This is a genomic window from Microvirga splendida (assembly GCF_016427565.1).
Lineage (GTDB): Bacteria > Pseudomonadota > Alphaproteobacteria > Rhizobiales > Beijerinckiaceae > Microvirga > Microvirga splendida.
The window spans coordinates 167,578-194,241 of the sequence record NZ_JAELXT010000007.1 but is presented as its reverse complement, the minus strand read 5'-3'; the positions used below and the strand labels follow the sequence as shown (position 1 = coordinate 194,241).

Genomic DNA, 26,664 nt, shown 5'->3' with positions numbered 1-26,664 from the left:
CGGAGGTTGCCCTCCAGCCGCTTGTCCACTCATCAGAGCCCGGATTTTTCAGGGCCGCTGATCTCCCCCCAGCGAATGGACGTAGAGGGTGAGAGCCTTGATGGTCGTGTCGTCCAAGCGCCCGTGCCAGGTCGGCATCACGCCGCCGCGGCCGTTGTTCAGGCCTTCCACGATGGTGGCCTTGTCGGAGCCGAACAGCCAGATCTTGTCCGACAGGTTCGGGGCGCCGAGGTCCTGCATGCCCTGACCCTTGTCGCCATGGCAGGCGGCGCAGTTGTCGGCATAGACATTGGCGCCGGCGTTCAGGTCGGCAGTCTTGTCCGTGGGAAGGCCCGACAGGGAGCGGACGTAATCCGCCACATGGGAGATCTCCTCACGCTTGAGCATCCCGTCGCGGCCGAAGGCCGGCATGGTGCCGGAATGGCCCTTGTCGCTCGTGGAACGAGCGCCGTAGCGGATCGTGTGCTCGACCTGGGCCAGCGAGCCGCCCCAGAGCCAGTCATCGTCGTTCAGGTTCGGGTAGCCCTTGGCGCCCGCGCCGCCTGCGCCGTGGCAGGGCGCGCAGTTGTCGCCGAAGGAAGCCTTGCCCTGGGCCCGCGCGAAGGCGAACATCTCGGGGTCCTGCTTGATCTCGTCGAGCGAGCTGGCGGCGAGCTTGGCCGTCATGCCGGACCGCTGCTGCTTGAGTTCCGCGAGATCAACCTCGACCGCCTCGCGCGACTGCCACCCGAGGACACCTTTGGTGTAGGAGGACACCATCGGAATGGCCGGGTAAGCGATGGCGTAGAGCACGGACCAGGCAATGGTCAGGTAGAAGGTCCACAGCCACCAGCGCGGCAACGGGTTGTTGAGCTCCTGGATATCGTCCCAGGTGTGCCCGGTTGTGGTGACGCCTGTAACGGCGTCGACCTGTTCGTGAGCCCCATTGTGGGTTTCTTGGGCCATGGGATCAATCCTCCTGGAGAGGCATGCGGGAGGCGGCGTCGAAGCGGTCCTTCCGCGAAGGGGCGAGGGCATAAACCAGCACCGTCAGGAAGACCCCGACGAAGTACAGGAGCCCCCAGGTCTGGGCGAATTCGGCAAAGAATTTATATGCGGCTGGCATGATCGTCGGTCCTCAGCGCACGTTGGCCTTGTTGTCGTAGAGCTTGAAGTCGACCTGCGTGCCGAGCATCTGCAGATAGGCAATCAGGGCGTCCGCTTCGGTGACCTTCTGCGGGTTGCCGTCGAAATTGCGCGACTGAGCGTTCGGGTAGCGCTGGGCGAGATCGGTCGTGTTCGGATCGTCCGCGTTGGCCTGGGTGCGGATGTCGCTCTCGGCCTTCTTCAGCATCTCCTCGGAGTAGGGCACCCCAAGGGTCGCCTGCACCTTCAGATCCTGAGCGATGGCCTTTGCATCGAGCTCGTTCTGCTCGAGCCAGGGGTAGCTCGGCATGATCGAGCCGGGCACCACGGCGCGCGGGTCCTTCAGGTGGTCCCGGTGCCAGTCGTCGGAATACTTGTTCCCGAGGCGGGCGAGATCCGGGCCCGTACGCTTGGAACCCCACTGGAACGGCCGGTCGTACATGCTCTCGGCCGCCAGGGAGTAGTGGCCGTAACGCTCGACCTCGTCCCGAAGCGGACGAACCATCTGGCTGTGGCAGTTATAGCAGCCTTCGCGCACGTAGATGTTGCGGCCGGCCAGCTCGAGGGGGGTGTAGGGCCGGATGCCCTCCACCTTCTCGATGGTGCTCTTCAGGTAGAAGAGGGGCACGATCTCCACGAGACCGCCGATCGAGATCACGATCAGCACGCCGAGGACGAGGATGATCGAGTTGGTCTCGAAGATTTTGTGACGGGACCAGAATGACATGGTCGTTTCCTTTACTCCGCAGCGATCAGCGCGGGCTGGGTGGCTTGCGGGACTTCTTCGACTTCCTGGCCGACGGAGATCGTCTTCCAGACGTTCCAGGCCATGATCAGGGAGCCGGCCACGAAGAGCGCGCCGCCGAGTGCACGGATGACATAGAAGGGATGCATCGCCTCGACCGTCTCGATGAACGAGTACTCAAGGAAGCCGAGGCCGGTATAAGCGCGCCACATGAGGCCCTGGAGGATGCCAGCAACCCACATCGACGAGATGTACAGGACGATGCCGAGGGTCGAGATCCAGAAGTGCCAGGAGACGGCCTTCATGGAATAGAGCTCCTTCTTGTTCCACAGCCACGGAACAAGGCAGTAGATCGCCCCGAAGGACACGTAGGCCACCCAGCCGAGAGCGCCGGAATGAACGTGGCCGATGGTCCAGTCGGTGTAGTGCGACAGGGAGTTCACGGCCTTCACGGACATGAGCGGCCCTTCGAAGGTCGACATGCCGTAGAAGGCGACCGACACGACCATCAGGCGCAGCACGGGATCGGTGCGGAGCTTGTCCCAGGCACCCGAGAGGGTCATGAGGCCGTTGATCATGCCGCCCCAGGAGGGCATCCACAGCATGATCGAGAACACCATGCCGAGCGTCTGCGCCCAATCGGGCAGGGCGGTGTAGTGCAGGTGGTGCGGACCTGCCCAGATGTACATGAAGATCAGCGACCAGAAGTGGATGATGGAGAGGCGGTAGGAATAGACCGGCCGCTCGGCCCGCTTCGGGATGAAGTAGTACATGATGGCCAGGAAGCCGGCGGTGAGGAAGAAGCCGACCGCGTTATGGCCGTACCACCACTGCACGAGGGCATCCTGCACGCCCGACCACACGATGTAGCTCTTGGGCGAGAAGAGCGAGACCGGAATGGTCGCGTTGTTGCCCAGGTGCAGGACCGCGATCGTCAGGATGAAGGCGAGATAGAACCAGTTCGCCACATAGATGTGGGGCTCCTTGCGGCGCATAACCGTGCCGAGGAAGACCAGGAGATAGGCGACCCACACGATGGTCAGCCACAGATCGGCATACCACTCGGGTTCGGCATATTCCTTGCCCTGGGTGATGCCGAGCAGGTAGCCCGTTCCGGCGATCACGATGAAGAAGTTGTAGCCCAGCACCACGAACCAGGGCGTGATGTCGCCGACGAGGCGGGCGCGGCAGGTGCGCTGGACCACATAGAAGGAACTCGCGATCAGCACGTTGCCGCCGAAGGCGAAGATCACCGCCGAGGTGTGCAGCGGACGCATCCGGCCGAAGGACAGCCAGGAGGTGTCGAAGTTGAGCGCCGGGAATGCCAGCTGGAGGGCGATCAGGAGGCCGATGGTGAAGCCGGCGATCCCCCAGATCACGGACGCGATGGTCGCGAACTTGACCGGCCCCATGTTGTAGTTCGGCTTGCCGGCGATGGTCTGCGGAGGCAGTTGAACCGGGCGCTCATAGTACCGGTTCACGATCGCGAACGTGGCGGCGACACTGGCGGCCGCGAAAAGATAGGCGTGGAAGGCGTATTCAGGCGTATAGGCCTTCGCCGCGATGATAATGCTGAGGAGTGCCAGTCCGGCGAAGGCAAGGGCTGATCCCGCTTCGCCGAAGGTCATTCCCTTTGAGGGTGCAACCGCTTGAGCCATAGGCTTCGACCTTTTGAAAATACCGGCAAAGCCTGGAGCTTCACCGTCAGCAGAATCCTTTAGGGGGAGGGGTGGAAAGGGGCATTGATGCAGATCAAACCTGCCTGCCGGTCTCGGAGAGCGCCCTCAGGAAAGGCCCTGCAGCCGTGAGCAGGCCTCCGCCCGTTCGTGAGATATCGCCTTGCCGGGCCGGTACTCCTCGAGCGGTCCCCGCTCTATGTCTCCCGAGGGAGCATTGGTCCGTGAGCCGGGAGGAAAGGCGTGAAACCTGTCGTCATTGCCGTCGCGATCACCGGATCAGTTCCGCGCAAGAAGGATAACCCGGCCGTGCCGATCACGCCGGCCGAGCAGATCGTGTCGACGCGCCAAGCCTATGAGGTGGGTGCCACCCTCGTGCACATCCATGTGCGCAACGACGATGAGACGCCCTCGTCGGACCCGGAGCGCTTCGCGGCCGTCCAGGCGGGAATTGCCGAACAATGCCCCGGCATGATCATCCAGTTCTCCACCGGAGGGCGGGGGCGGGATCCTGGCCAGCGCAGCAGCGCCCTCCATCTGCGCCCGGACATGGCATCCTTATCCACCGGCTCCGTCAACTTCCCGACCATCGTCTACGAGAACCACACGAGCCTCGTCGAGGACATGGCCGGAAAGATGAAGGAGTTCGGGATCCGGCCGGAAATCGAGATCTTCGACCTGTCCCACCTTCACGGGGCAAGGCGGCTGGCCGACAAGGGCCTCATGGACGAGCAGCCGCACATCCAGTTCGTCATGGGGGTGCAGAACGCGCTGCCTGCCGAGGAACGCCTGCTCGATATCCTGCTCAAGGAAGCCAAACATCTGTTCCCGACCTGCACGTGGACGGCCGCTGGCATCGGCCGGCACCAGGCCAAGGTGATGGATTGGGCACTCAATCGAGGGGCCGATGCGGTGCGCACCGGCCTCGAGGATAATATTCGCATCGCGAAGGACCGCCTTGCGGTCGGCAATGCCGAGCTGGTGGAGCATGCGGTGCTCGCGGTCGAGAGGCATGGGCACCGCATCGCCACGACAGAAGAGGCGCGCGTCCTCCTCGGATGTCCCCGATAGCAGCAGCTCAGAGCATATAGCGAAGCGTCTCGCTTGCCGATCTCAGAAGGGGCAGGAACCGCTCCTCCATCTCCTCGGCCGAGATGCGCCCGGCCTGGGCGCTGAGGTTCAGTGCGATGGTCACCCTGCCGGTCTTCTGCACGACCGGCACGGCGATGGAACGCAGACCGTACTCGAGCTCCTCGTTCACGATGGCATATCCCCGGGTCCGGGTCGCTTCGAGAGCGGCGCGAAAGGCAGCCTTGTCCGTGATGGTCTTGGGCGTTCTGGCCTCCAGCCGCACCCGCTCGAGATAGGCCCTGAGCCCGTCCTCCGGTTGGTAGGCCAGGATCGCGCGGCCGAGAGCGGTGCAATGGGCGGGGAGGCGGCTCCCGACGCCCAGGCCGATCGACATGATCCGGCGCGTGGCGGAACGGGCGATGTAGACGATGTCGTCGCCGTCGAGGATCGCGGCTGAACTCGACTCTCCCGTCTCCTCGGAAATTCGCTCCAGGAAAGGCTGGACCTGAGCCGAGAGGGACGCTGAGGACAGATAGGCGTAGCCGAGGCGCAGGATCCGGGGAGTGAGGCTGAAGAAGCGTCCGTCGAACTCCGCATAGCCCAACCTGGTCAGCGTCAGCAGATACCGCCGGGCGGCCGCGCGGGTGATGCCGGTGAGCTTTGCCACATCGGACAGGGTGAGCCGAGGCCGGCTCGCATCGAAAGCTTCGATGACGAGCAGGCCCTTTTCGAGGCTCGCAACGAAGTCACGGTCTCCCGTTCCCTGATCCTCGGCTGACTGATCCTGCATCTGTGCTCCGGGCCGTTCGGTGGACTTTGGTAGCCTTGACACCCTGTCCCAGAACCGTACTACATGTGCGATATGAGATTCAATGTTCGCATTGCGAACAATCGTCTAAACTTCGGAGTGAGGCTCCAGTCCCTGATGGGATGAACCATGTCGAGGTGAGAGATGGCATTCGCACGAGTCAGCGGCATCGTTCTTCACTATCAGGTGCTCGGGCTCTCCGACGGGCCGGCTCTCGTGTTCATCAACTCCCTCGGAAGCGATCTGCGGATCTGGCAGGATGTCGTTTCATCCTTCAGCGACCGCTATCGTGTCGTCCTCTACGACAAGCGGGGACACGGCCTCTCCGATGCGCCGCCAGCGCCCTACACCATCGACGGCCACACGGACGATCTTCTCGCCCTTCTCGATCACCTTCAGATCGGCAAGACCTCCCTCATCGGCCTTTCGGTCGGCGGCATGATCGCGCAGCGCATGGCTGTTCGGGCACCGGACCGCGTGCAGTCCCTGACCCTCTGCTGCACGGCGGCCAAGATCGGCACACCCGAACTCTGGGCGGAGCGGATCGGCGCTGTCGAGACGGGCGGCATCGAACCGCTTGCCGACAACGTCCTCCAGCGCTGGGTCACGCCCCTTTTCCGCGAGACGCGGGCCGACGAACTCGCAGGCTGGCGCAACATGCTGGTCCGCCAGCCTGCACATGGTTATGCGGGAACCTGCGCGGCCATCCGCGACGCGGATCTCAGGCCGGATGCCGGGCGGATCGCGGTGCCGACCCTCTGCGTGGCGGGCGATCAGGACGGCTCGACCCCGGCCGATGTGGTCAAGGGAACCGCCGACCTCATCCCGGGCGCCCGGTTTGAACTCATCGAAGGGGCAGGGCACATTCCCTGTGTCGAGAAGCCCGCCGAACTGTCGGGGCTCATCAAGCGGCATCTCAAGGAGGCGGGACTTGTCTGACGAGAACGAGAGCGAGCGCTACAAGGCGGGCATGGCGGTTCGCCGCCAGGTGCTGGGCGACGCCCATGTGGACCGGGCGACCGCCCAGATGACGGAGTTCGACGCCGACTTCCAGACCTTCATCACCGAGGGAGCCTGGGGTTCGGTATGGTCGCGGCCGCATTTCACCAAGCGGGAGCGCTCCATCGTGACCATCGCGCTCCTCGCCGCCTTGGGCCAGGACGACGAGGTGGCGATGCACGTGCGCGCCACGCGCAATACGGGCGCCACGAAGGAAGACATCCGGGAAGCGCTGATGCATGTCGCCGTCTATGCGGGCGTGCCTGCGGCCAACCACGCCATCAAGATCGTCAAGAAGACTTTTGCCGAAATGGACGCCAACCCCGAGCCTCAGAAGTAGCAGGGTGGATTGCTGGCGCAGCTCCTGACAGGGGCTGCCAGGGAGAGACAAGATGTCGGATCAGGGATCATTCTATCAGCGGGATCGGAGCTGGCACCCGCCGGCCTTCACGCCCTCCTATAAGACCTCGGTCCTGCGTTCCCCGCAGCAGCCGCTCCTGTCCCTGGAGAACACGATCTCGGAACTGACCGGCCCGGTCTTCGGCCATGACAAGCTCGGGCCGCTCGACAACGACCTGCTCCGCAACTTCGCCAAGACCGGCGACCCCATCGGCCAGAGGATCGTCGTCTACGGTCGCGTCCTCGACGAGAACGCCAGACCCGTGCCCGGCGCTCTCCTGGAGTTCTGGCAGGCTAATGCGGGCGGGCGCTACCGCCACAAGAAGGAAACCTATCTCGCGGCCATCGACCCGAACTTCGGCGGCTGCGGACGCGCGATCACCGACGAGGAAGGGCGCTACTGGTTCCGGACCATCAAGCCCGGCGCATACCCCTGGCCGAACGGCGTCAACGACTGGCGTCCCGCCCATATCCACTTCTCGGTGTTCGGCCATGCCTTCGCGCAGCGGCTGATCACGCAGATGTATTTCGAGGGCGATCCGATGATCTGGCAGGATCCCATCGTGGCGACGATTCCCGACAAGTCTGCCATCGAGCAGCTTGTCGCCGCCCTCGACCGGCAGAACACCCTGCCGATGGATGCGCTCGCCTACAAGTTCGACATCGTGCTGCGCGGCCGCCGCTCGACCATGTTCGAGAACCGCATGGAGGGGAATTGATGGTCCAGAAGCTGCCGTTCCTGAAGGAATCCCCGTCCCAGACGGCGGGTCCCTATGTCCATATCGGCACGAACCCGAACTGGGTCGAGATCACCGGCGTCTGGAAAGAGGATCTCGGGCTTGTCCTGGTCGGCCCCGAGACCAAGGGCGAGCGCATCGTCATCAAGGGCCGCGTCTTCGACGGCGCGGGCGATCCGCTGAAGGATGCCCTGCTCGAGATCTGGCAGGCGGACGCCGAGGGGCTCTACAACAGCCCGCAGGAGAAGCGCGGCAAGGCCGATCCGAACTTCGTCGGCTGGGGGCGCCAGCCCGCCGATGGCACGACCGGAGAGTATCGGTTCGAGACCATCAAGCCCGGCCGCGTGCCCTACAAGGACGGCCGCCTGATGGCGCCGCACATCACGGTCTGGATCGTGGCCCGCGGCATCAATACCGGCCTGCACACCCGCCTGTACTTCAGCGACGAGGAGGCAGCCAACGCCGAGTGCCCGGTTCTCGCCCGGATCGCCCACAAGGCGCGGGTTCCGACCCTGATCGCCACCAGGGCTGAGGAGAACGGGCTGCCGACCTACACCTTCGACATCCATATCCAGGGTGAGAAGGAAACCGTGTTCTTCGATATCTGATCATCGACCTGAAAGCGCATCATGGCCAAGTTCCAGAGCCTCAAGGAGGCTGTTGCAGACAACCTGCGCGACGGCGACACCGTCGCGTTCGAAGGTTTCACCCATCTCATCCCCCATGCGGCCGCCCATGAGGTGATCCGCCAAGGGATCAAGGATCTCACCCTGATCCGCATGACCCCTGACATCATCTATGACCAGCTGATCGGCATGGGTCTGGTGAAGAAGGTGATCTTCTCCTATGCGGGCAATCCGGGCGTCGGCCTCCTGCGCCGCATGCGCGATGCCATCGAGAACGACTGGCCCCGCGCCATCGAAACCGAGGAACACAGCCACGCCGCTATGGCCAACGCCTATGAGGCTGGCGCGGCTGGATTGCCTTGCGCCATCTTCCGCGGCTATCGCGGTGCGGGCCTGAAGGAGGTCAACCCGTCGATAAAGACCATCACCTGCCCGTTCACAGGCGAGGAACTCGCGGCGGTGCCCGCCCATCGCCCGGACGTCGCCGTCATCCACGCCCAGAAGGCCAACCGGCGCGGCGACGTGCTGGTCGAGGGCATCATCGGCGTGCAGAAGGAGGCCGTGCTCGCCTCCAAACGCTCGGTGGTCACGGTCGAGGAGATCGTCGAGGATTTCGACGACCTCCACCCGAACCTCTGCGTGCTGCCGCACTGGACCGTCACGTCCATCGCCCATGTTCCGGGCGGGGCTCACCCGTCCTACACGCACGGCTATTACGACCGCGACAACGCGGCCTATCTCGAATGGGACAAGATCTCCGCCGACCGTGACCTCTTCACGGCCTGGATGAGGGAGAACGTGCTGGAGGCAGGGCCCGAGGCCTTCGCCGGCCGGGTGAAGGGATTGTAAGAATGACGGACCTCTCCGACTTCACTCCGAGCGACATGATGACGATCGCGGCGGCGCGCGCCCTGTCCAACGACGATGTCTGCTTCGTCGGCATCGGGGCTCCCTCGGCCGCCTGCAATGTGGCCCGCCTGACCCACGCTCCTGACATCACGCTGATCTATGAAAGCGGCACCATCGGCACAGCCCCGAGCGTGCTGCCGCTCTCCATCGGCGACGGCGAACTGTGCGAGACGGCGGTCACCACCGTGTCGGTGCCCGAGATGTTCCGGTACTGGCTCCAGGGCGGGCGGATTTCCATCGGCTTCCTGGGGGCCGCCCAGCTCGACCGCTTCGGCAACATCAACACCACGGTGATTGGCGACTACCACAAGCCGAAGGTGCGCCTGCCAGGCGGCGGCGGCGCGCCGGAGATCGCCACCTCCTGCAGGCAAGTGTTCATCACCATGAAGCAGACGACCCGCGGCATGGTCGACAAGATCGACTTCTACACCTCCTTCGGTCACGGCGAGGGCGGCAATCACCGCGAGCGCCTCGGCATCACCACCAAGGGACCGACGCTCCTGATCACCGATCTTGCCATCTGGAAGCCGGACCCGGAGACGAAGGAGTTCACGGTTGTCTCCATGCACTGCGGCGTGACAAGAGACAGGATCCAGGACACCTGCGGCTGGAAGGTGCGCTTCTCCGACCGGCTGGAGGAAACGCCTCCGCCGTCCGAACTCGAACTCACCACCCTGCGCGAGCTCCAGGCCAGAACCGAGCGGGCGCATGGCGGCAAGAAGGGAACTTAAGATGCGTGAAGCTTATATCTGCTCCTATGTGCGGACTCCCATCGGCCGCTACGGCGGCTCCCTGTCGGGCGTACGCACCGACGATCTCGCCGCGGTGCCGCTGAAGGCTCTCCTGGAGCGTCATCCGAACATCGACTTCGAGGCTGTCGATGATGTGATCTACGGCTGCGCCAACCAGGCCGGTGAGGACAACCGCAACGTCGCCCGCATGGCGGTGCTGCTGGCAGGCCTGCCCGGCTCCATCGGCGGAACGACCATGAACCGCCTGTGCGGCTCCGGCATGGATGCCGTCATTGCCGCGGCCCGCGCCATCAAGGCGGGAGAGGCGGAGATCATGATTGCCGGCGGCGTCGAGTCCATGTCGCGGGCGCCGTTCGTCATGCCCAAGGCGGATACGGCCTTTTCCCGCAATGCCGAGATCTTCGACACCACCATCGGCTGGCGCTTCGTCAACCCGCTGATGAAGAGCCAGTACGGCATCGATTCCATGCCCGAGACCGGCGAGAACGTGGCAGCCGATTTCGGCGTCTCCCGTGAGGATCAGGATGCCTTCGCCCTGCGCTCGCAGAAGAAGGCCGCCGCCGCTCAGGCCAATGGGCGCCTGGCACAGGAGATCGTGGCGGTCACGATCCCGAAGCGCAAGGGCGACCCGGTCGTGGTCGACAAGGACGAGCACCCCCGCGGCGACACTACCCTGGAGCAGTTGGCGAAGCTCCCCACGCCGTTCCGAAAGGAAGGGGGTACGGTGACGGCCGGCAACGCCTCCGGCGTCAATGACGGCTCGGCTGCCCTGATCATCGCCTCCGAGGACGCGGTCAGGAAATATGGCCTCGAGCCGATTGCCCGTGTTGTCGGCGGGGCGACGGCCGGCGTGCCGCCGCGGATCATGGGCATCGGCCCGGCGCCGTCCACGAAGAAGCTCTGTGCCCGCCTCGGCCTCAAGCCAGCGGATTTCGACGTGATTGAACTGAACGAGGCCTTTGCAAGCCAGGGCATCGCCGTTCTGCGCGAACTCGGAATCCCGGAGGATGCCGAGCACGTGAACCCGAACGGCGGCGCCATTGCCCTCGGACACCCGCTCGGCATGTCCGGCGCCCGCATCACCGGCACCGCCGCTCTGCAGCTGAAGCTCACGGGTGGGAATCGTGCCCTGGCGACCATGTGCGTCGGCGTGGGGCAGGGCATTTCCATCGCCCTCGAGGCTGTCTAAGCTGCTTAGGCATGATGACCCAGACGCCCCCAAATCCCCTGCTGCAGGCCCTCGTCGGCGACGAGGAGGTGGGGGCGTTCTTTTCCAACGAGGCCGAGCTGTCGGCCCTGCTGCGCATCGAGTCCGCCCTGGCTCAGGCCGAGGCTCGGGTCGGGTTGATCGGCGACGAGGCGGCGACCCGGATCGGCGAGGCCTGCGCCTCGTTCCAGGCCGATTGGGGCAGGCTGGCCTCAGGGCTTGCCCAGGACGGCGTGATCGTCCCTGAACTCGTGAAGCAGTTGCGTGCTGCCGTCGGCGAAGCTCACGGCAAGTCCGTGCATTTGGGAGCTACGAGCCAGGACATCACCGACACGGCTCTCGTGTTGCGGTTGAAGGACGTGGTCGGGATCTATGGGCGGCGGCTCGATGCACTGACCCACGCCCTCCGTCTTATGAGGGAGCGCGAGGGATCGACGCCCCTGATGGCGCATACCCGGATGCAGCAGGCGCTCCCCTTCACGGCCGCCGACAAGATCGACACCTGGATTCAGCCGCTGGAGCGGCATAGGGAGGCCCTAGCGGCACTCGCCGCGCGCCTGCTCGTGGTGCAACTCGGCGGCCCCATTGGAACGCGGGGAGAGCTGAAGGGACAGGGCGATGCCGTTGCCGGCGCCATGGCAGAGATCCTGGGCCTTGGTTATGCGCCGTCCTGGCACTCTCAACGGGACCGGATCGGTGAGTTCGCCGCCTTTCTCTCGCTTCTTTCCGGAACCTTGGGGAAGATGGGCCAGGATATCGCCCTGATGGCGCAGAACGAAGTGGGCGAGGTAAAGCTCGCGAAGGGCGGCGGCTCCTCGGCCATGCCGCACAAGTCGAACCCCGTGCCTGCCGAGATCCTGGTGACCCTGGCCCGGTTCAACGCCGGCCTTCTCGGCACCCTCCATCATGCCCTGGTGCATGAGAATGAGCGATCCGGCGCGGCTTGGACCCTCGAGTGGATGGTACTGCCGCAGATGGTTGTCGCGACAGCGGCAGGCCTGAGAAGCGCTCAGGCGCTGATCGGCAGCATGACCTTCTCGCCCTTGAGAACGTAAGATACTCCCCTTCATGCATCTCCCACAATGGCCGTGATCAGGCCCGTGCCGCCGCAATCCGGGCAGGGCTTCTCGCCGAGGCGTCCGGATCCGCTGCAGGTCGGGCAGGTGTTCTCGCCGGTCTGCTTCGTGCCCGGCGCATCTTCATCACCTGGGTTCTTTCGATCTGTGTCCGACATAGGCGCCTCCTCAGGAGTGTAACGTCACGCAGGGAAGCAGGTTTCTGTTTGCGGTCGGATCATTAGGGTGCTCGAATTGTCCATAGCGATGGTCGCTTCGTCTATTGGCCGATGCGAAATCCAGGTTCATCCTGTCCCAAAATGCGGAATGTTGCGGCACCCTCGGGAGGAGACAGCCATGCGTACGAAGGTCGCCATCATCGGCGCGGGTCCGGCCGGGCTTCTGCTGGGGCGGCTGTTGGAGAATGCCGGCATCGAAACCGTCATCCTGGAACGCCGCAGCCGGGAGTATGTGCTGGGGCGCATCCGGGCCGGTGTCCTGGAGCAAGGCACGGTCGAACTTCTGGACAGGGCAGGAATCGGCGAGAAGATGCATGCGGAAGGTCTCGTCCACGACGGCGTCGAGTTCTGCTTCGGTGGCGACCGGCACCGCTTCAATTTCCGGGAGCTGATCGGCCGCACGGTGACCGTCTACGGACAGACTGAGGTCACGCGCGATCTCATGCAGGCCCGCGACCGATCGGGTCTGACAACCGTGTATGAGGCGGAGAATGTCTCCCTGCATGACTTCGATGGCACCTCGCCGAAGGTGCGCTACGTCAAGGATGGCGTCGAGCACGAGCTTGCCTGCGATTTCATCGCGGGCTGCGACGGCTACCATGGGGTGTCGCGCGCGAGCGTGCCCGAGAATTCCTTGAGAACCTTCGAGCGGGTCTATCCCTTCGGCTGGCTGGGGATCCTCGTCGACAGGCCGCCTGTTGCCGACGAACTGATCTATGCGCATCACGAGCGCGGCTTCGCTCTCTGTTCCATGAGGTCGCCGACCCGCAGCCGCTACTACGTTCAGGTGTCTTCCAGCGACAGGGTGGAGGAGTGGTCGGATCAGCGCTTCTGGGACGAGCTTCGGCGGCGCGTCGATGAGGAGGCGGCCGACAGCTTGGTGACAGGCCCCTCGATCGAGAAATCCGTTGCTCCTTTGAGAAGCTTCGTGGCCGAGCCTCTGCGTTTCGGCCGCCTGTTCCTTGCTGGCGACGCGGCCCATATCGTGCCGCCGACCGGGGCCAAGGGTCTGAACCTCGCCGCCAGCGATGTCGCGGTTCTGGCCGAGGCCCTCATCGAGTTCTACGCCGAGCAATCCTCCGCCGGGATCGATGGCTATTCTGCCCGTGTCCTGTCGCGAATCTGGAAGGCCGAGCGTTTTTCCTGGTGGATGACGTCGATCCTCCACACCTTCCCGGACACGGATTCCTTCGGCAGGCGCATCCAACGGGCGGAATTCGAATATCTGAAAAGCTCCACCGCCGCGGCACGCTCGCTGGCCGAGAACTACACCGGACTTCCAATCTGAATGCCTTTGGCATCCCACCATTTGAGAGCGTAATTAGAATTCATAAAATATAGAATTGTTCTAATTAAAATGTTTAGAAGACACCCATTGAGATTTTAAGTTAAAATAATTAAAAACTATAGTATTTGACTCGTTAGCGAGGCCTCTGATAGGCGGAAAACCATCGTTGTTTAATGAAGGTCTCCGCTGTGAAGTTCCCCTTTGTGCTCCTTGCATCGACTGCTCTTGCTTTCATTCCCGGAAAAACCTTCGCCCAGGTCAGGGAGCAGGGTGTCGTCCAACTCGATGAGGTCACGGTCGACGCAACGCGGGAAGGGCAGAGTGGCCCCATTACGGCCAGCGGCTACGTCGCCACTTCATCCCGCAGCGCGACGAAAACCGATACCGCCCTTCTGGAGACCCCCCAATCCATCTCGACCGTCACCCGGCAGCAGATCGAGGATCGGAAGCCGCAGGCGCTGCTGGATGCCGTATCCTACACGCCAGGGGCTCGCGTCGGCGGTTACGGCTTCGATCCGCGCTACGATGCTTTCTCCATCCGCGGAATCGATGTCACCTATACGGGCGTGTTTCGCGATGGCCTGCGGCAGGTCAACAGCCCCAACGGCCTGTTCCGCCTCGAGCCCTACGGCCTGGAAGGGATCTCGATTCTGAGAGGTCCCGCCGCTTCGATCTATGGAGCGAGCAGCACGGGCGGTTTTGTCGATCTGATCTCGAAGCGACCGACCTTCCTGCCGTTCCGGGAAGTCGAGGTTCAGACCGGATCCTATGGACGCCTGCAGGGAAACTTCGATTTTTCCGGCCCGGTCACTCCCGACAATACCCTTCTATACCGGCTGACCGGCCTCGTTCGGCAGGCAGGAACTGACATCGACGCTGTTCCCGATGACCGCATTTTCATCGCTCCGGCCTTTACCTGGAGGCCGACGGACGCGACGACCCTGACCATCCTCGGCGAGTACATGGACTCGACCACGGGCGGAACGGCAGCCTACATCAACAACTATGCGACGGATGCGGCCGGCAATCCCACCAGTCTCTCCATCGGGGCGACCAGAGTTTATGCCGGCGACCCGCGCTATAACGACTACAGGCAGCAGCAGGGGCGGATCGGCTATGAGTTCGAGCACCGCTTCAACGACATGTTCACCCTGCGCCAGCGCACCCGGTTTTCTGCGCTCGGCACCAACCAGGAATACGTCTATGCGGGCTCGGGCCTGACCCGCGAGAACAACTGGGGAATTGCGAGCGACACCCATCTCGAAAGCCGTCTCTCCACAGGGGAGGTCGGGCACACGATCCTGACCGGCCTGGACATCAGCCGCCTGAACTATGTCTCGAAGCAGGGCTTCGATGCCGCCATACCGATCGGAACGGATCCGGCTCTCTCCTACCGGGAGGAGCAGACTCAAACCCTGACAGGGATCTACCTTCAGGATCAGCTCAAATGGCGGAACTGGCGCCTGACCCTCGGCGGTCGCCACGATTGGCTGACGAGCGAGTATGACACCGCCGGCTTCACGTTCGACCGCAGCGACACGAAATTCACCGGCCGTGCAGCCCTTGGCTACGTGACCGATTTCGGCCTTGCTCCCTACGTGAGCTATGGCACCTCGTTCACGCCCAATCCCGGCACCGTTCTCAACGGCGGCGTTGCCGAGCCCACATCGGGCGAGCAGATCGAAGCCGGCGTGAAATACGATATCCCAGGCATGAACGCATCCCTTCGCGCTGCGGTCTTCGATCTGCGCCAGGATAATGCGGTGATCTACCAGGTCGTCGATGCGACCAACCAGCAGGTCCAGCTCGATCTGCGTTCGCGCGGCTTCGAACTGGAAGGCGTTGCCTCTCTTGCAGAAGGCCTGAGCGTCCAAGCCTCGTATTCCTATACGGATGCGCGCATCCTGAAGCTGACCCCTGAAACGGAAGGCAAACAGCTGACGAGCGTGCCTTACCACATGGCCTCGCTCTGGCTCGACTACACGGTCCAGTCCGGACCTGCGAGGGGCCTCGGTGTCGCCGGCGGCGTCCGTTATGTCGGTGCAAGCTTCGGCGACAATCTCAACCGCCCCGTGATCGAGAACGATCCCCGCGCCTATCTCGATGCGGCAATCCGCTACGATCTGGAGAACATCAACCCGAGCCTCAAAGGCCTCCGTTTCCAGGTCAATGCCACCAACCTTCTCGATGAGGACGGACAGGTCTGCACATCGAACTACTGCTACTTCGATGAAGGCCGGAAGATCCTTGCAAGCCTGCGTTACCGGTGGTGAGCGCTGTGACATCTCGGGAGATAACGGGATGGGGCCTCGGATCGCCCGCGGCACTCATCCTGGCTATCGGTGGCCTGTATGTAGGGCAGAGCGTCATTAGTGGAATCACGTTCAGCGCTCTCCCTAGCGTTCTTCGTGACCGCGGCCTCTCCCTCGACTACATCGGCCTGACCTATCTAGCGGTCCTGCCCTGGGTTCTGAAATTTCTCTGGGCCCCGGCTCTTGAACGGTTCCGGCTGCCGCAAACCGGCCCGAGCCGTTCGCGGCCGATTGTGGTGACCGGCGGCCTGATCTCCGCCTTTGGCCTGATCCTGGCCGGTTGGGTCGGTCCGACGGATTTCTGGCCCATCCTGGCGGCCTTCATGGTCATCGCCTTCGCGGCAGCCACGGTCGACATCGCCTGTGACGGGCATGCCGTCGAAAGCCTCCGTCAGGAGCACCAGGGGTGGGGCAATGCCGCACAGGTTGGAGGCGCCTATCTGGGTGCGGCGATCGGATCGGGATTGTTCCTCCTGCTCGTCGCTCAGGTGGACTGGACCTGGGCGACGACCGCCATGGCGCTGCTCCTCTGCCTGCTCGGCGTGCCATTCCTGCTCGTGCCGGCATCGAAGTCGAACGCCGTGCGCCTGCACCGACCTTCGATTCGGCAGGCCCTCGGGCGTGCAGAGATGCGCAAAGGTCTCGTCCTTGCCGCCTTCTATGCCGCATCCCAGAAATGGGGCCTCGCCATGCTCGGTCCCTTCCTGGTCGATGCGGGGCTCGACCTGGCATCGCTTGGGATGCTCAACGGGGCAGGGGGAGTGATTGTCGGCTTCGCTTGTGCGCTCCTGGGAGGCGCCTGCGTGCGGGCGTGGGGTTCCCGGCCGATCATGATCCTGGCCCTGGTCCTACAGACCGCCGCATTGGCGGGGCTGGGTTTGGCCGCCTGGACCGGCGGCACGGCGCCCTCGCTGCTGGTTCCGCTGGCCCTGGCGAGTTCATCGGGGATCATGGCGCTCGGCTTCGTGGCGCTCTACGCCAAGTTCATGGAACTCTCCGACCCACGCCAGGCAGGTATCGACTTTACGCTCCTGCAATGTACGGATGCGCTCGTCAGCATGATCGGCGGCTTGGGATCGGGGTGGATCGCCCAGCATTTTGGCTATGGCGCCTGCTTTGGAACCGCCGCAGCCTTTACGGCGCTGGCGCTGCCGATTGTTGCTCTTCTGTGCCGGCGCTCTCCTTCTCTTGTCACGGGAACTGGGAAGACCCTCTCCCCGAGTGCTGCGGTGCAGCAGGCATGATTCCCTCGCTCGCGCCTTGCTTCACCGGGATCTTCGCCCATTACAAGGATGCCTTGGCTCTTCCAGGGGAGCACGACCCTGTCATCGCAGGCTGCGACCTGCTCGACAGGGGGATCTCCGAAACCCTTTTGGCCCGTTTTGCTGAAGTTCACGCCGGAGGCGACCGCAGAGCGGTGGTTTCCATGTGGACGCAATGGCATTTTGGCGCTCTCATCATTCCGACCACGGCCGCGCTGCTGTTGCTCGGGCGCGAGCTGCAGGTTCAACTGGAACGAATCGACCTCGCAATCGATGGCAGCGGCAAGACGGCGGCCATCATTCTTCCCGATGCAGAGCCCTCTGAAGGTTCTGACCCTGAAGGCTGCTTCTCGGGTCTTTTTCAGAACCATGTGGAGCCTCTGATCCGAAGCTTCGCCGGACAGTTCAGAGTTTCGCCCCGCCTCCTCTGGAACAACGCCGCCGACATCTTCGAGTGGGCCCTGGATCAGGCTGAAGCGATAGGGGCTGTCCGTCCGGACGCCCTCCAAGAGGGTCGTTCGCTTCTGTGCAGCCGCCTCGCCAGAAATGGCCAGCCGAACCCCATGTACGGTTTGGTCCGGCACGTGGATCAGGGCGATGGAACGGTCAGGCAGCGAAAGCTCTGCTGCCTTCGGTATCTTCTGCCCGGCGTTGCCTGCTGCGGAAGCATCTGCCCTTCACCACCAGCAAACATCGCGACCGCCGGAAGCTAGGACGAAGGCTGTTGCTGCGGCCAAGAGCCGGATTGCCAGAACGCGACATCAGCACCCCGTCTATCGACATTCCGGTAGTGTCCTATTCACCGGTCGCCACCCGGGCTAGCGGCCGGAGGGTTCCCGCAAGCGCTCAGAGCATTTTACAGCCTGGCCGGGGAGCAAAATGCGCGCCCGAGGGGCTAGTGGTCAGGTCTTCGCCCGTCCTTAGGTGCACTCAGCGCCCCTGATCTTGGCTGGAAGGAGACGCGCGGCACCAGGGAACGATCGGGCGTCGAGGCGATTGTCCAATAGCGAAGCTTCACTTCGGGCGCCGAGCCTGACACAAAACAAAGAAGGGTGCGCGGCACAGGCGATGGCGCAGCTTTTCACACCGGCAGCAACCACCCTGTTCCGGGTGGTTATCGTGCTCACGGGCCTTGGGCTCGTGGGCGCAGGCGTGACCGCCTATCTGTGGGCCCGCGCGGACAGCACCTGGAACGTCGGCAAGCCCGCGCCGCAGCCGGTGCCGTTCCGGCACGATCTTCACGCGGGCCAGCTCAGCATCGATTGCCGCTACTGCCATTCGACCGTCGAGCGAGCGGCCGATGCGGGCATGCCCTCGGCACAGACCTGCATGTCCTGCCACTCCCAGGTCTGGGTGGGCGCAAGCGTTCTCGACCCCGTCCGATCGAGCTTCACGCTCGGCCAGCCGATCCGGTGGACCTCCGTTCACCGCCTGCCGGAATACGCCTATTTCCATCACGCGGCCCATGTGACGAAGGGCGTCGCCTGCGAAACCTGCCACGGCCGTGTGGACCAGATGGCGGAGACGGTGAAGACCGAGACTCTCTCCATGGGCTGGTGCCTGGACTGCCACCGCGATCCGGTGCCGAACCTTCGTCCCCGCGAGGCGGTGTTCGCCATGGGCTACGAGCCTCATGGCGATGAGCTGCCGGAGGATGTCCGCGAGTTCTACCGGGAGGCTTCGCGGCGTCTCACCAGCTGCAACACGTGTCACAGGTAGGTCCGATGGGTGAGGGAACGACAATCGATCTCGAAGCCCTGAGGGCCCGTCTCGCGACGGAGGAGGGGCTGCGTCTCTGGCGCAGCCTGGAGGAGCTCGCCGATCTGCCGGAGGTGCGCCGGCACATCGAGGCCGAGTTCCCCGACATCGCGCAGGCCTCCCAGATCGACCGGCGCACCTTGCTTCGGCTGATGGGCGCCTCGCTGGCATTGGGGGGCCTGGCGGCCTGCAACGGCAGCGATGCCGGAGAGCCGCTCCTGTCGCAGAGCCACAACATGCCGGGCTATGTGCCTGGCGTGCCGGTGTTGATCGCCACCTCCCTGCCGCTGAACGGCTATGGCAGGGGCGTGCTCGCCAAGGTGCAGGAAGGGCGCCCGATCAAGATCGAGGGAAACCCGCTTCATCCGGCGAGTCTCGGCGCGACGGACGTGTTCGCACAGGCCGAGATCCTCTCGCTCTATGATCCGGACCGGTCCGAGGCTCCCCTCCAGAATGGCGAGCCGAGGTCGTGGGAGGAACTCACGGCGTTCATCCGCCCCGTGCGCAACGAACTCGTTTTCGATGAGGGCCGGGGGCTCCATGTCCTGATGCCGCCGACCTCCTCGCCGACGCTGCATCGGCTGATCGGGCAGGCGCGGCAACTTTTCCCGCATGCGCAATGGCATGTGTTCTCGCCCGTCGACGACGTCAATCGCCAGACGGCAGCCAGGGCGGCGTTCGGGCGCGACGTGGATCTGGTCTACGATCTGACCCAGGCCGACACCATTGTGACCCTGGGCGGCGACCTCTTTGCCGAAGAGCCGGGCCACATCCGCTACGCGGCCGATTACCAGGCGCGACGCCGCGCACCGGACCGGGAGCTTCCCCAGCTTGTTGCCGTCGAAACGCGCACGAGTCTCGTGGGGGCCCGCGCGGATGAGCGGATCCCGCTCCGTCCGAGGGAGTTCGAGACCTTCGCGGAGGCGCTCGCGGCGGCTGTCGAGACAGGCACCGTGCCACCCGGTTCCCATCCCGCTGTCCCCCGCCTGGCCGATGCGCTGCGCGGCGCCGGAACCCGGGCCCTCGTCGCGGCGGGCCTCGAGCAATCCGCCCGCGTCCATGCGCTAGCCCTCGCCATCAATGCCCGCCTCGGCGCCTTCGGCACGACGATGCGCGCCATCGAGCCGCTGCGGGCTCTGCCGGGTGAGGTTCGGACCCTCGCCGACTTGGCGGAAGCCATTCGGGCCGGACAGGTCTCGCGCCTTGTCATCCTCGGCGGCAACCCCGTCTACACGGCCCCGGCCGACATTGAACTGGCCGCGCTCGTGCCGCGCGTGCCGCTCTCCCTGCATATCGGCCAGCACCGGGACGAGACGGGCGCTGTCTGCCACTGGCACATCCCCGAGAGCCACCCGCTCGAAAGCTGGGGCGACCTGAGGGCCTTCAACGGCACGGTCGGCTTGCGTCAGCCGACCACGGTGCGGCTGAAGTCGGGCCTGAGCGCCGAGGAGTTCCTCGGCCTCATGGCGGGCCAGAACGCGGATGGCCGCGGATTAGTCCAGGCCACATGGCGCGAGGCCTGGGGCGATGCCTTCGAAGAGCGCTGGGTGCGAGCCCTCGAGGACGGCGTGATCGAGGACTCTGCGGCCCCCGCAGTCGATATTGCCCTCCAGTCCGGTTGGAGCCCCGAGCCCGCAGCGCCAGCTCCGTCTGCCGGGATCGATGTTCAGTTCTCCCCCGATCCGTCCGTGTGGGACGGCTCCTACGCCAACAACGGCTGGCTGCAGGAGCTGCCCAAGCCTCTCACGAAGCAGGTCTGGGGCAATGCCGCCCTGATCGCGCCGGAAACCGCGGAGGTGTTCGGCCTCGCTTCGGGCGATGCCGTCGACCTGTCCGTCAATGGACGCGTCGTGCGGGCGCCCGTATGGCTGCTGCCCGGCCATGCCCCTGGGGCCGTGACCCTGCCCCTCGGCTACGGCCGCCGCTCGGCCGGCCGGATCGGCACCGGGATCGGCTTCGACGCCTATTCCGTCCGCCCCTCGGATTCCCGATGGATGGCCGCCGGCGAGATGCGGCGCGTCGGCGAAAAAATCCCCGTCATCTCCACGCAGCAGCACCATTCGCTGCAGGGGCGCGACATCGTGCGCGTGGTGGCGCCCGGAGAGGCCGTGCCTCCCGAGCCGGTTCACCCATCCATCTATCCCGAATGGCCCTACCGGGATCATGCCTGGGGCATGGCCATCGATCTCGACGCCTGCATCGGCTGCAATGCCTGCGTGATCGCCTGCCAGGCTGAGAACAACATCGCGGTCGTCGGTCCCGAGGAGGTCGCGCGCGGGCGCGAGATGCACTGGCTCCGCGTGGACCGGTATTATGCGGGCGATCCGGCCGCGCCCGAGACCTATTTCCAGCCGGTCCTCTGCATGCATTGCGAGAAGGCGCCCTGCGAGGTCGTGTGCCCCGTCAATGCGACGGTGCATTCCTCGGAGGGGCTCAACGACATGGTCTACAACCGCTGCGTCGGCACGCGGACCTGCTCGAACAACTGCCCCTACAAGGTGCGCCGCTTCAACTTCCTCGATTATCAGGACACGAACGTCTCGGCCCCGTTCGAAGCCACGAACCCGCAGGTGACGGTCCGCGACCGCGGCGTGATGGAAAAGTGCACCTTCTGCGTCCAGCGGATCGCGACGGCCCGCGCGAATGCGCGCGTCGAGGAGCGGCCTGTGAACGACGGCGAGGTGATGACCGCCTGCCAGCAGGTCTGCCCGACCAGGGCCATCGTGTTCGGCGACACCAATGATTCCGACAGCGCCGTCAGCCGCCTCAAGCGGAGCCCGCGCAACTACGCCCTCCTGGGATCGCTGAACACGCAGCCGCGCACCACCTATCTCGCCCGCGTCGAGGACCCGAAGGAGAACGGATAGGCCCATGAGCAGCGACGCCCACGCAGCGACGAGCCGGGTCGCCGATGTCCCACTCTCCCCGCATTTCGGCTGGGTGTGGTGGCTCGCGCTCCTGGCCTCCGGCGGGCTTGTCGCGCTCCTCGGCTACACGCTGATCTCCGTCACGATCATCGGCGTCGGCGTCTGGGGCGTGAACATCCCGTATGTGTGGGGCTTCGATCTCATCAACTATGCGTGGTGGATCGGCATCGCCAACGGCGCGAGCCTCTTTGCCGCCATCCTGGTCCTGCGCCGGCACGATCTGCGCACGGCGGTCAACCGCTTCGCGGAGGGTGTCGCGCTCTTCGCTGTCATCTGCGCAGGCATCTTCCCGATCTTTCACCTCGGGCGTCCCTGGCTGTTCTACTGGACCTTTCCCTATCCGGCGACCTTCGAGGTCTGGCCGCAGTTCCGCAGCACCCTGACCTGGGATTTCTGGGCCATCAGCACCCACGTCATCGTCACGAGCCTGCTCTGGTACGTAGGCCTGATCCCCGATCTGGCGACCCTGCGCGACCGCGCCCGGCGGAAGGTCGTACAGCAGGTCTATGGAGTCCTGGCCCTCGGCTGGCGCGGCTCCGTGCGCCATTGGGCTTATCATCAGCGCGCCTATCGCCTCGTCGCCATCCTGGTTCTGCCCCTGATCCTCATCATGCAGAGCACGGTTGCCTTCGAGTTCGCCGTGACCCTGGTGCCCGACTGGCATGAAACGCGCCAGCCGCTTCATTTCGTGGCGACGGGCCTGGCGCAGGGCCTGTCCATCGTGCTCCTCGTGGCGGTGCTCCTCCGTTGGAGCCTGCGGCTCGGGCGTTACATCGACGAGGGCGATATCGACCTGCTGGGCAAGCTGGTTCTCACAAGCGCGCTGGTCTCCGGCTATCTCTACATCGACGAGATCGCCGCAGCCCTCCTGTCGGGAGGACTGGCGCAGGAGGCAACCTTTACCCGCATGACTGGCCAGTATGCGGGGCTCTATTGGACTGCGATCGTCTACTCGGTCCTGATCCCGCAGCTGTTCTGGTTCAGAGTCGCCCGGCTGAGCACCGTGGGTGGAGTCTTCGTCGGCTTTTCCATCGGCGTCGGCATCTGGTTCGACCGCTTCTCCATCATCGTCGGCGGTCTGCAGACCGATTACCTTCCCTCCGTCGGTCGCACCTACAGCCCGACGCTGCCGGAAACGGGTCTGTTCCTGGGAACCGTCGGGCTGTTCGTGGCTCTGCTGCTGCTCTTCGTCCGCTTCCTTCCCGTTGTCTCCATGTTCGAAACCCGCCATGACGAGCACGAGGAGAAATCCTCATGACGCAGCACTCCTATGGCATCATGGCGGAGTTCAAGACCCCTGAGGCCCTCATGGAGGCTGTCAGGGCGGCCAAGCGCGCCGGCTACACGAGGCTCGATGCGTTCAGTCCTTTCCCTCTCTCCGACCTCGCCAAGGAACTCGGCGTTCGCACGTCGGTGATCCCCTGGATCGCGCTCGTCGCCGGACTCACGGGAGGGGTCATTCAATACGCCTCGCAGTATTGGATGAATGCCATCGATTATCCGCTCAATGTCGGCGGACGGCCCCTTCACAGCTGGCCGGCCTTCATTCCTGCCTCGTTGATCGTCGCGATCCTCTGGGCGGGCGCGGCAACCCTGATCGGTCTGCTCCTGATCCTGCGGCTGCCGCGCCTGCACCATCCGGTCTTCGCCACGCCGGGTTTCGCACGTGCATCCGAGGATCGGTTCTTCCTCTGCATCCTGCAGGACGATCCCCTCTACGACGATGCAGCCGTCCACGCGTTCTTCGGAGCGCTCTCGCCCCTGGCCGTACAGGAGGTTCCGGCGTGCGACTAGCCGCAGCCATCGCCAGCCTCGCCCTGCTTGCCGCCTGCGACAGCGGGACGGAGGAGCGGGATCCCGTCGCTTCGACCCGCGCCGTGCAGCGGGCCTACGTGCCCGTGCCTCCCGGCGCGGTCCCGAGGGGAGCGTCTGCATACGCCGCAGCACTGGCGCCTCCGGGGCCCGAGCTTACGCCGGCTCTGCTCGCCCGTGGACAGGAGCGGTTCAACGCCTTCTGCAGCCCCTGCCACGGCGTGAGCGGGCGCGGGGACGGCCCCGTCGTCTCGCGGGGCTTTGCCCCGCCACCTTCGTATTACGAGGAGCGTGTGCGGGCCCTGGAGCCCGCGCAGATCGTGCAGGTCATCACCCATGGCAAAGGGCGGATGTTCCCCTATGCCGACCGTGTCCCGCCGGAGGATCGTTGGGCGATTGCCCACTACGTGAAGGAACTGCAGGCCCGTGGCGCCGGAGCTGCGTCAGGGCAGGGGAGCGCAACCCCATGAGTGCCATGGAGGCCCTCTACATCGTCTTCGTCCTCCTGGCAGGAGTTGCGATGGGCAGTCTGGTCGTGCTGATGATCGGCCATCTCATGAACGAGCATTGGCTCGCGCCGGTGCGGGCCGAGGTGGAGGCGGCTGCCCTGACGCTGCCTCTGCTCCTGCTTTTGGGCCTCGTGCTGGCCTTCGGTCTCGGCGAACTTTTCCCCTGGGTCGGCAGTCGGGCCGATCTTCCGCCGGCACGGGCGAGCTATCTGAGCCCGGGCTTTTTTATGGTCCGCAGCGCCGCCTATCTTCTGATCTGCATAGGGTTGGCCTATTGGCTGACGCATACCCGTCATCTGCGGCGCGCCAGCGCCATCGGTCTCGCGCTGCTGACCCCGGTCATGACCTTCTCGGCCTATGATTGGGTGCTGTCGCGGGAGCCGTATTGGTGGTCGAGCCTGTTCGGGTTCGCCTTCGCATTGGGGCAGGTTCTCGCGGCCCTTGCGAGCGCGATCCTGATCACCCTTCTCAAGACGGAGCCCGCATCGCCCAAACGGATGGCGAGCCTGGAGCGTGCGCTGCTGATCCTGCTGCTGCTGACGGCGTGGACATGGTTCGCGCAGTTCCTGATCGTATGGCTGGCGAACCTGCCGCACGAGGTCGCGTGGTATCTGGATCGCTCGGATGACGGAAACCTTGCGCTTCTCGGGGCGTCCTATGCCCTGATGCTCACGGCCATCGTCCTCCTCGTGCCCTCCGGCGTGAGCCGCAAGGGGATGCTCGTGGGCAGTGCGCTCGCTCTTCTGCATCATGGCACGCACATGATCTGGGTTCTGCAGCCGCGCGGCGACTTTTCCTGGTTCGCTCTCGGGCTGATCCTTGCGGTTGTCGCTCTCTGGACCGGCGTCTATGTGGCAGTCATGCGCGTGCGTCCGACCTATGTCGAGGAGGCGACGGAGGAGCCTTAGCTCTTCGGTGCGCTCCCATCGGGATTGGGCACGATGCGGCGGGTGCGGACGTCGGTTCCCTCGGGAACCGCAGGCGGGTTCGGGATGTCGGCGGTCACTTCCTCCTCGGCGCGGAGCTGGAGCGGGGGGCCCTGCGGATAGACGCGCATCCCTTCTCGCCCCAGGGAATAGAGATAGGCGGCGATGTGCCGGGCTTCCGCCTCGCTCACCCCTTGCGCGGGCATGCCGGTGTTGGGCTTCAGGGCTGGGGGATCCATCAGCCAGGCGATCAGGTTCAGCGGCGTGTTCGGCAGGAAGCCGGCGAGGAGGTGCTGCTGGGCGTAGTTTTCCAGGCGCGGCCCCACCTTGCCCCTCGCGCCGCGCACATCCTCGATGGTGTGGCAGGTGCCGCAGCCATAGGCCTGAATCAGCGCGCGTCCCTGCTCCGGCTCGCCGCCCGCAATCGTCAGGCGCGAGGATTGGCCTTCGCTGTCGCTGCAGGCGGCAAGCCCCATCAGGATAGTGGGTATCAGGATCAGGCGGAAAGGACTGAGGATCATCGGCTCGGCTTCAGGACATCTGGTGTGGCAACCGGCGAGGGCCGCGCCCGTTCCGATCCGCGTGGCGTCAGGAGGCGAAACGCCATGACGAGCCCGGCCGCAAGATAGATCGCGCACATCGGTAGGGACATGATAGCTCCTGCCAGTTGCTGATCTTCCAGAGCTGTCAGACCCCAGTCCATCGTGTCGGGCGCATGATACAGGGCCTCGCGCGCGAAGCTGAGGAGGGCGCTGAGCAGGCCGCTCTGAAGCAGGGTGATGAAGGAGGCGATGAGGGCGGCCGCCGCAGCCTCCCGGCCGGAATGAGCCTTGATCACGGCCCGCCAGAACAGCAGCGCCGTGCCGAAGAACAGGACGTGCTCGAGCCAGTGCAGCGTGTCCGAGGCGACCGCGGCGTCGAACAGCATCGGGCTGTGCCAGATCCACAGGGTGGCCATGTGGATCAGGGCTGCCGGGACGGGTCTCGCGCAGGGCGACAGGAGCGCGAGCCCGGATCGCAGCGGACCGTGGCGGGCCATGCCGCGCCGCCAATGCACCGGGAGCGCCCACACCCATGCGACCTCGGGCTTGCCGAGGACGAGAAGCGGCGGGGCGAGGGCGATCAGCAGGATGTGCTGCACCATGTGGGCCGAGAGCAGGGTCGCGGACAGCGCCTCGAGCGGCGACAGGAGGGCGACGACGAGAAGCGCCGCTCCCAGGACGAAGCAGGCGATCTGCCGCCGGCCGAAGCCGGGAGGGAACCGCCCGAGGTCCCGCCGCAGATGCAGGACGCCCCGCGTGAAGAGCAGGCACGAGGCCAGTAGGGGAACCGTGATCAGCGGGTCCGCATGCCACGCGTGCCAGAGATCGCCCTCGCCGTGAGGTGCCGCCCCATGGGCAAACGCAGGCTGCCCGAACGGCACGGTGGCAAAACCGGCCGCGAGTCCTAGTTCGGTCCTGAGGGACCTGTTCGGAGATGCCTTTCGGGAACCAACTCTCACGGCCAAGCTTTTCCGTTCAAT

General features: G+C 64.8%; 27 protein-coding genes. 19 read left to right on the top strand and 8 right to left on the bottom strand.

Features of this window, described 5'->3' with window-relative positions; translation table 11 throughout:
- Positions 1-48: 48 nt before the first annotated feature.
- The 4 genes from ccoP to ccoN are packed head-to-tail and all read right to left on the bottom strand — an operon-like array spanning position 49 to position 3,498.
- The gene (ccoP, locus tag JAO75_RS09980; protein WP_199048752.1) at positions 49-945 is read right to left on the bottom strand and encodes a cytochrome-c oxidase, cbb3-type subunit III; all 897 of its coding nucleotides are present in this window, start codon (positions 943-945) and stop codon (positions 49-51) included.
- A gap of 4 nt (positions 946-949) precedes the next feature.
- A complete protein-coding gene (locus JAO75_RS09975) occupies positions 950-1,105 on the bottom strand; it encodes a cbb3-type cytochrome c oxidase subunit 3 (RefSeq protein WP_036346039.1) in 156 nt (51 codons plus the stop codon).
- Between the two features lie 12 nt (positions 1,106-1,117).
- The gene (gene ccoO / locus JAO75_RS09970) at positions 1,118-1,852 is read right to left on the bottom strand and encodes a cytochrome-c oxidase, cbb3-type subunit II (RefSeq protein WP_199048751.1); all 735 of its coding nucleotides are present in this window, start codon (positions 1,850-1,852) and stop codon (positions 1,118-1,120) included.
- An 11-nt stretch (positions 1,853-1,863) separates the two neighbouring features.
- Positions 1,864-3,498, bottom strand: a complete 1,635-nt coding sequence (gene ccoN, locus JAO75_RS09965; RefSeq protein ID WP_425523172.1) for a cytochrome-c oxidase, cbb3-type subunit I — start codon at positions 3,496-3,498, stop codon at positions 1,864-1,866.
- Between the two features lie 291 nt (positions 3,499-3,789).
- Here ccoN and JAO75_RS09960 point away from each other — a divergent pair, with 291 nt between their 5' ends.
- Entirely contained in the window at positions 3,790-4,617 is an 828-nt protein-coding gene (locus tag JAO75_RS09960; RefSeq protein WP_199048748.1) for a 3-oxoadipate:acetyl-CoA acetyltransferase, read from the top strand.
- A gap of 7 nt (positions 4,618-4,624) precedes the next feature.
- Here the strand turns inward: JAO75_RS09960 and JAO75_RS09955 are convergent, their stop codons facing one another.
- The gene (locus JAO75_RS09955; RefSeq protein WP_199048746.1) at positions 4,625-5,407 is read right to left on the bottom strand and encodes an IclR family transcriptional regulator; all 783 of its coding nucleotides are present in this window, start codon (positions 5,405-5,407) and stop codon (positions 4,625-4,627) included.
- 162 nt (positions 5,408-5,569) lie between these two features.
- Here JAO75_RS09955 and pcaD point away from each other — a divergent pair, with 162 nt between their 5' ends.
- The 8 genes from pcaD to JAO75_RS09915 are packed head-to-tail and all read left to right on the top strand — an operon-like array spanning position 5,570 to position 12,109.
- On the top strand, positions 5,570-6,364 hold the full coding sequence (gene pcaD / locus JAO75_RS09950; RefSeq protein WP_199048745.1) for a 3-oxoadipate enol-lactonase: 795 nt from the start codon (positions 5,570-5,572) through the stop codon (positions 6,362-6,364).
- Between the two features lie 31 nt (positions 6,365-6,395).
- Positions 6,396-6,764: a 4-carboxymuconolactone decarboxylase gene (gene pcaC, locus JAO75_RS09945; protein WP_425523171.1), complete on the top strand. Its 369-nt coding sequence runs from the start codon at positions 6,396-6,398 to the stop codon at positions 6,762-6,764.
- A gap of 52 nt (positions 6,765-6,816) precedes the next feature.
- Complete coding sequence (gene pcaH, locus JAO75_RS09940) at positions 6,817-7,542, top strand: protocatechuate 3,4-dioxygenase subunit beta (RefSeq protein ID WP_199048743.1); 726 nt, start codon at positions 6,817-6,819, stop codon at positions 7,540-7,542.
- Positions 7,542-8,168, top strand: a complete 627-nt coding sequence (gene pcaG, locus JAO75_RS09935; protein WP_199048742.1) for a protocatechuate 3,4-dioxygenase subunit alpha — start codon at positions 7,542-7,544, stop codon at positions 8,166-8,168. The genes pcaH and pcaG overlap by 1 nt, the downstream gene beginning before the upstream one ends.
- Positions 8,169-8,189: 21 nt before the next feature.
- Positions 8,190-9,035: a CoA transferase subunit A gene (locus JAO75_RS09930; RefSeq protein ID WP_199048741.1), complete on the top strand. Its 846-nt coding sequence runs from the start codon at positions 8,190-8,192 to the stop codon at positions 9,033-9,035.
- 2 nt (positions 9,036-9,037) lie between these two features.
- Positions 9,038-9,826, top strand: a complete 789-nt coding sequence (locus tag JAO75_RS09925) for a CoA-transferase subunit beta (RefSeq protein WP_199048740.1) — start codon at positions 9,038-9,040, stop codon at positions 9,824-9,826.
- A gap of 1 nt (position 9,827) precedes the next feature.
- Positions 9,828-11,036, top strand: a complete 1,209-nt coding sequence (pcaF, locus tag JAO75_RS09920; RefSeq protein WP_199048738.1) for a 3-oxoadipyl-CoA thiolase — start codon at positions 9,828-9,830, stop codon at positions 11,034-11,036.
- 14 nt (positions 11,037-11,050) lie between these two features.
- Complete coding sequence (locus tag JAO75_RS09915; RefSeq protein ID WP_199048784.1) at positions 11,051-12,109, top strand: 3-carboxy-cis,cis-muconate cycloisomerase; 1,059 nt, start codon at positions 11,051-11,053, stop codon at positions 12,107-12,109.
- Positions 12,110-12,120: 11 nt separating this feature from the next.
- Here the strand turns inward: JAO75_RS09915 and JAO75_RS09910 are convergent, their stop codons facing one another.
- Complete coding sequence (locus tag JAO75_RS09910) at positions 12,121-12,288, bottom strand: hypothetical protein (protein WP_199048736.1); 168 nt, start codon at positions 12,286-12,288, stop codon at positions 12,121-12,123.
- 178 nt (positions 12,289-12,466) lie between these two features.
- On the opposite strand from JAO75_RS09910, the gene pobA reads away from it, so the two are divergent.
- The 10 genes from pobA to JAO75_RS09860 all read left to right on the top strand — a co-directional run bounded on the left by pobA (position 12,467) and on the right by JAO75_RS09860 (position 25,124).
- Positions 12,467-13,636: a 4-hydroxybenzoate 3-monooxygenase gene (gene pobA / locus JAO75_RS09905; protein ID WP_199048734.1), complete on the top strand. Its 1,170-nt coding sequence runs from the start codon at positions 12,467-12,469 to the stop codon at positions 13,634-13,636.
- A gap of 188 nt (positions 13,637-13,824) precedes the next feature.
- Positions 13,825-15,909, top strand: coding sequence for a TonB-dependent siderophore receptor (locus tag JAO75_RS09900; RefSeq protein ID WP_343234587.1), 2,085 nt, complete (start codon positions 13,825-13,827; stop codon positions 15,907-15,909).
- A 5-nt stretch (positions 15,910-15,914) separates the two neighbouring features.
- Positions 15,915-17,192 (top strand): MFS transporter, encoded by a 1,278-nt coding sequence (locus JAO75_RS09895; RefSeq protein ID WP_343234586.1) that lies wholly within the window; start codon positions 15,915-15,917, stop codon positions 17,190-17,192.
- Positions 17,189-17,923 carry a siderophore-iron reductase FhuF gene (gene fhuF, locus JAO75_RS09890; RefSeq protein ID WP_199048730.1) on the top strand — a complete coding sequence of 245 codons (735 nt, stop codon included), beginning with the start codon at positions 17,189-17,191 and terminating at the stop codon, positions 17,921-17,923. The genes JAO75_RS09895 and fhuF overlap by 4 nt, the downstream gene beginning before the upstream one ends.
- 355 nt (positions 17,924-18,278) lie before the next feature.
- On the top strand, positions 18,279-18,929 hold the full coding sequence (locus JAO75_RS09885) for a cytochrome c3 family protein (RefSeq protein WP_199048728.1): 651 nt from the start codon (positions 18,279-18,281) through the stop codon (positions 18,927-18,929).
- Between the two features lie 5 nt (positions 18,930-18,934).
- Entirely contained in the window at positions 18,935-21,835 is a 2,901-nt protein-coding gene (locus JAO75_RS09880) for a TAT-variant-translocated molybdopterin oxidoreductase (RefSeq protein ID WP_199048727.1), read from the top strand.
- A gap of 4 nt (positions 21,836-21,839) precedes the next feature.
- The gene (gene nrfD / locus JAO75_RS09875; protein WP_199048726.1) at positions 21,840-23,153 is read left to right on the top strand and encodes an NrfD/PsrC family molybdoenzyme membrane anchor subunit; all 1,314 of its coding nucleotides are present in this window, start codon (positions 21,840-21,842) and stop codon (positions 23,151-23,153) included.
- On the top strand, positions 23,150-23,689 hold the full coding sequence (locus tag JAO75_RS09870; protein WP_199048725.1) for a DUF3341 domain-containing protein: 540 nt from the start codon (positions 23,150-23,152) through the stop codon (positions 23,687-23,689). The genes nrfD and JAO75_RS09870 overlap by 4 nt, the downstream gene beginning before the upstream one ends.
- Positions 23,680-24,177 (top strand): c-type cytochrome, encoded by a 498-nt coding sequence (locus tag JAO75_RS09865; protein WP_199048724.1) that lies wholly within the window; start codon positions 23,680-23,682, stop codon positions 24,175-24,177. Before JAO75_RS09870 ends, JAO75_RS09865 begins: the two co-directional genes overlap by 10 nt.
- Positions 24,174-25,124 carry a hypothetical protein gene (locus JAO75_RS09860; RefSeq protein WP_199048723.1) on the top strand — a complete coding sequence of 317 codons (951 nt, stop codon included), beginning with the start codon at positions 24,174-24,176 and terminating at the stop codon, positions 25,122-25,124. Before JAO75_RS09865 ends, JAO75_RS09860 begins: the two co-directional genes overlap by 4 nt.
- Here the strand turns inward: JAO75_RS09860 and JAO75_RS09855 are convergent.
- Both JAO75_RS09855 and JAO75_RS09850 read right to left on the bottom strand, forming a co-directional pair.
- Positions 25,121-25,663 carry a c-type cytochrome gene (locus JAO75_RS09855; RefSeq protein WP_199048722.1) on the bottom strand — a complete coding sequence of 181 codons (543 nt, stop codon included), beginning with the start codon at positions 25,661-25,663 and terminating at the stop codon, positions 25,121-25,123. The two genes, JAO75_RS09860 and JAO75_RS09855, sit on opposite strands and share 4 nt — an antisense overlap.
- Positions 25,660-26,643 carry a cytochrome c oxidase assembly protein gene (locus JAO75_RS09850; protein ID WP_199048721.1) on the bottom strand — a complete coding sequence of 328 codons (984 nt, stop codon included), beginning with the start codon at positions 26,641-26,643 and terminating at the stop codon, positions 25,660-25,662. Before JAO75_RS09850 ends, JAO75_RS09855 begins: the two co-directional genes overlap by 4 nt.
- Positions 26,644-26,664: the final 21 nt, after the last annotated feature.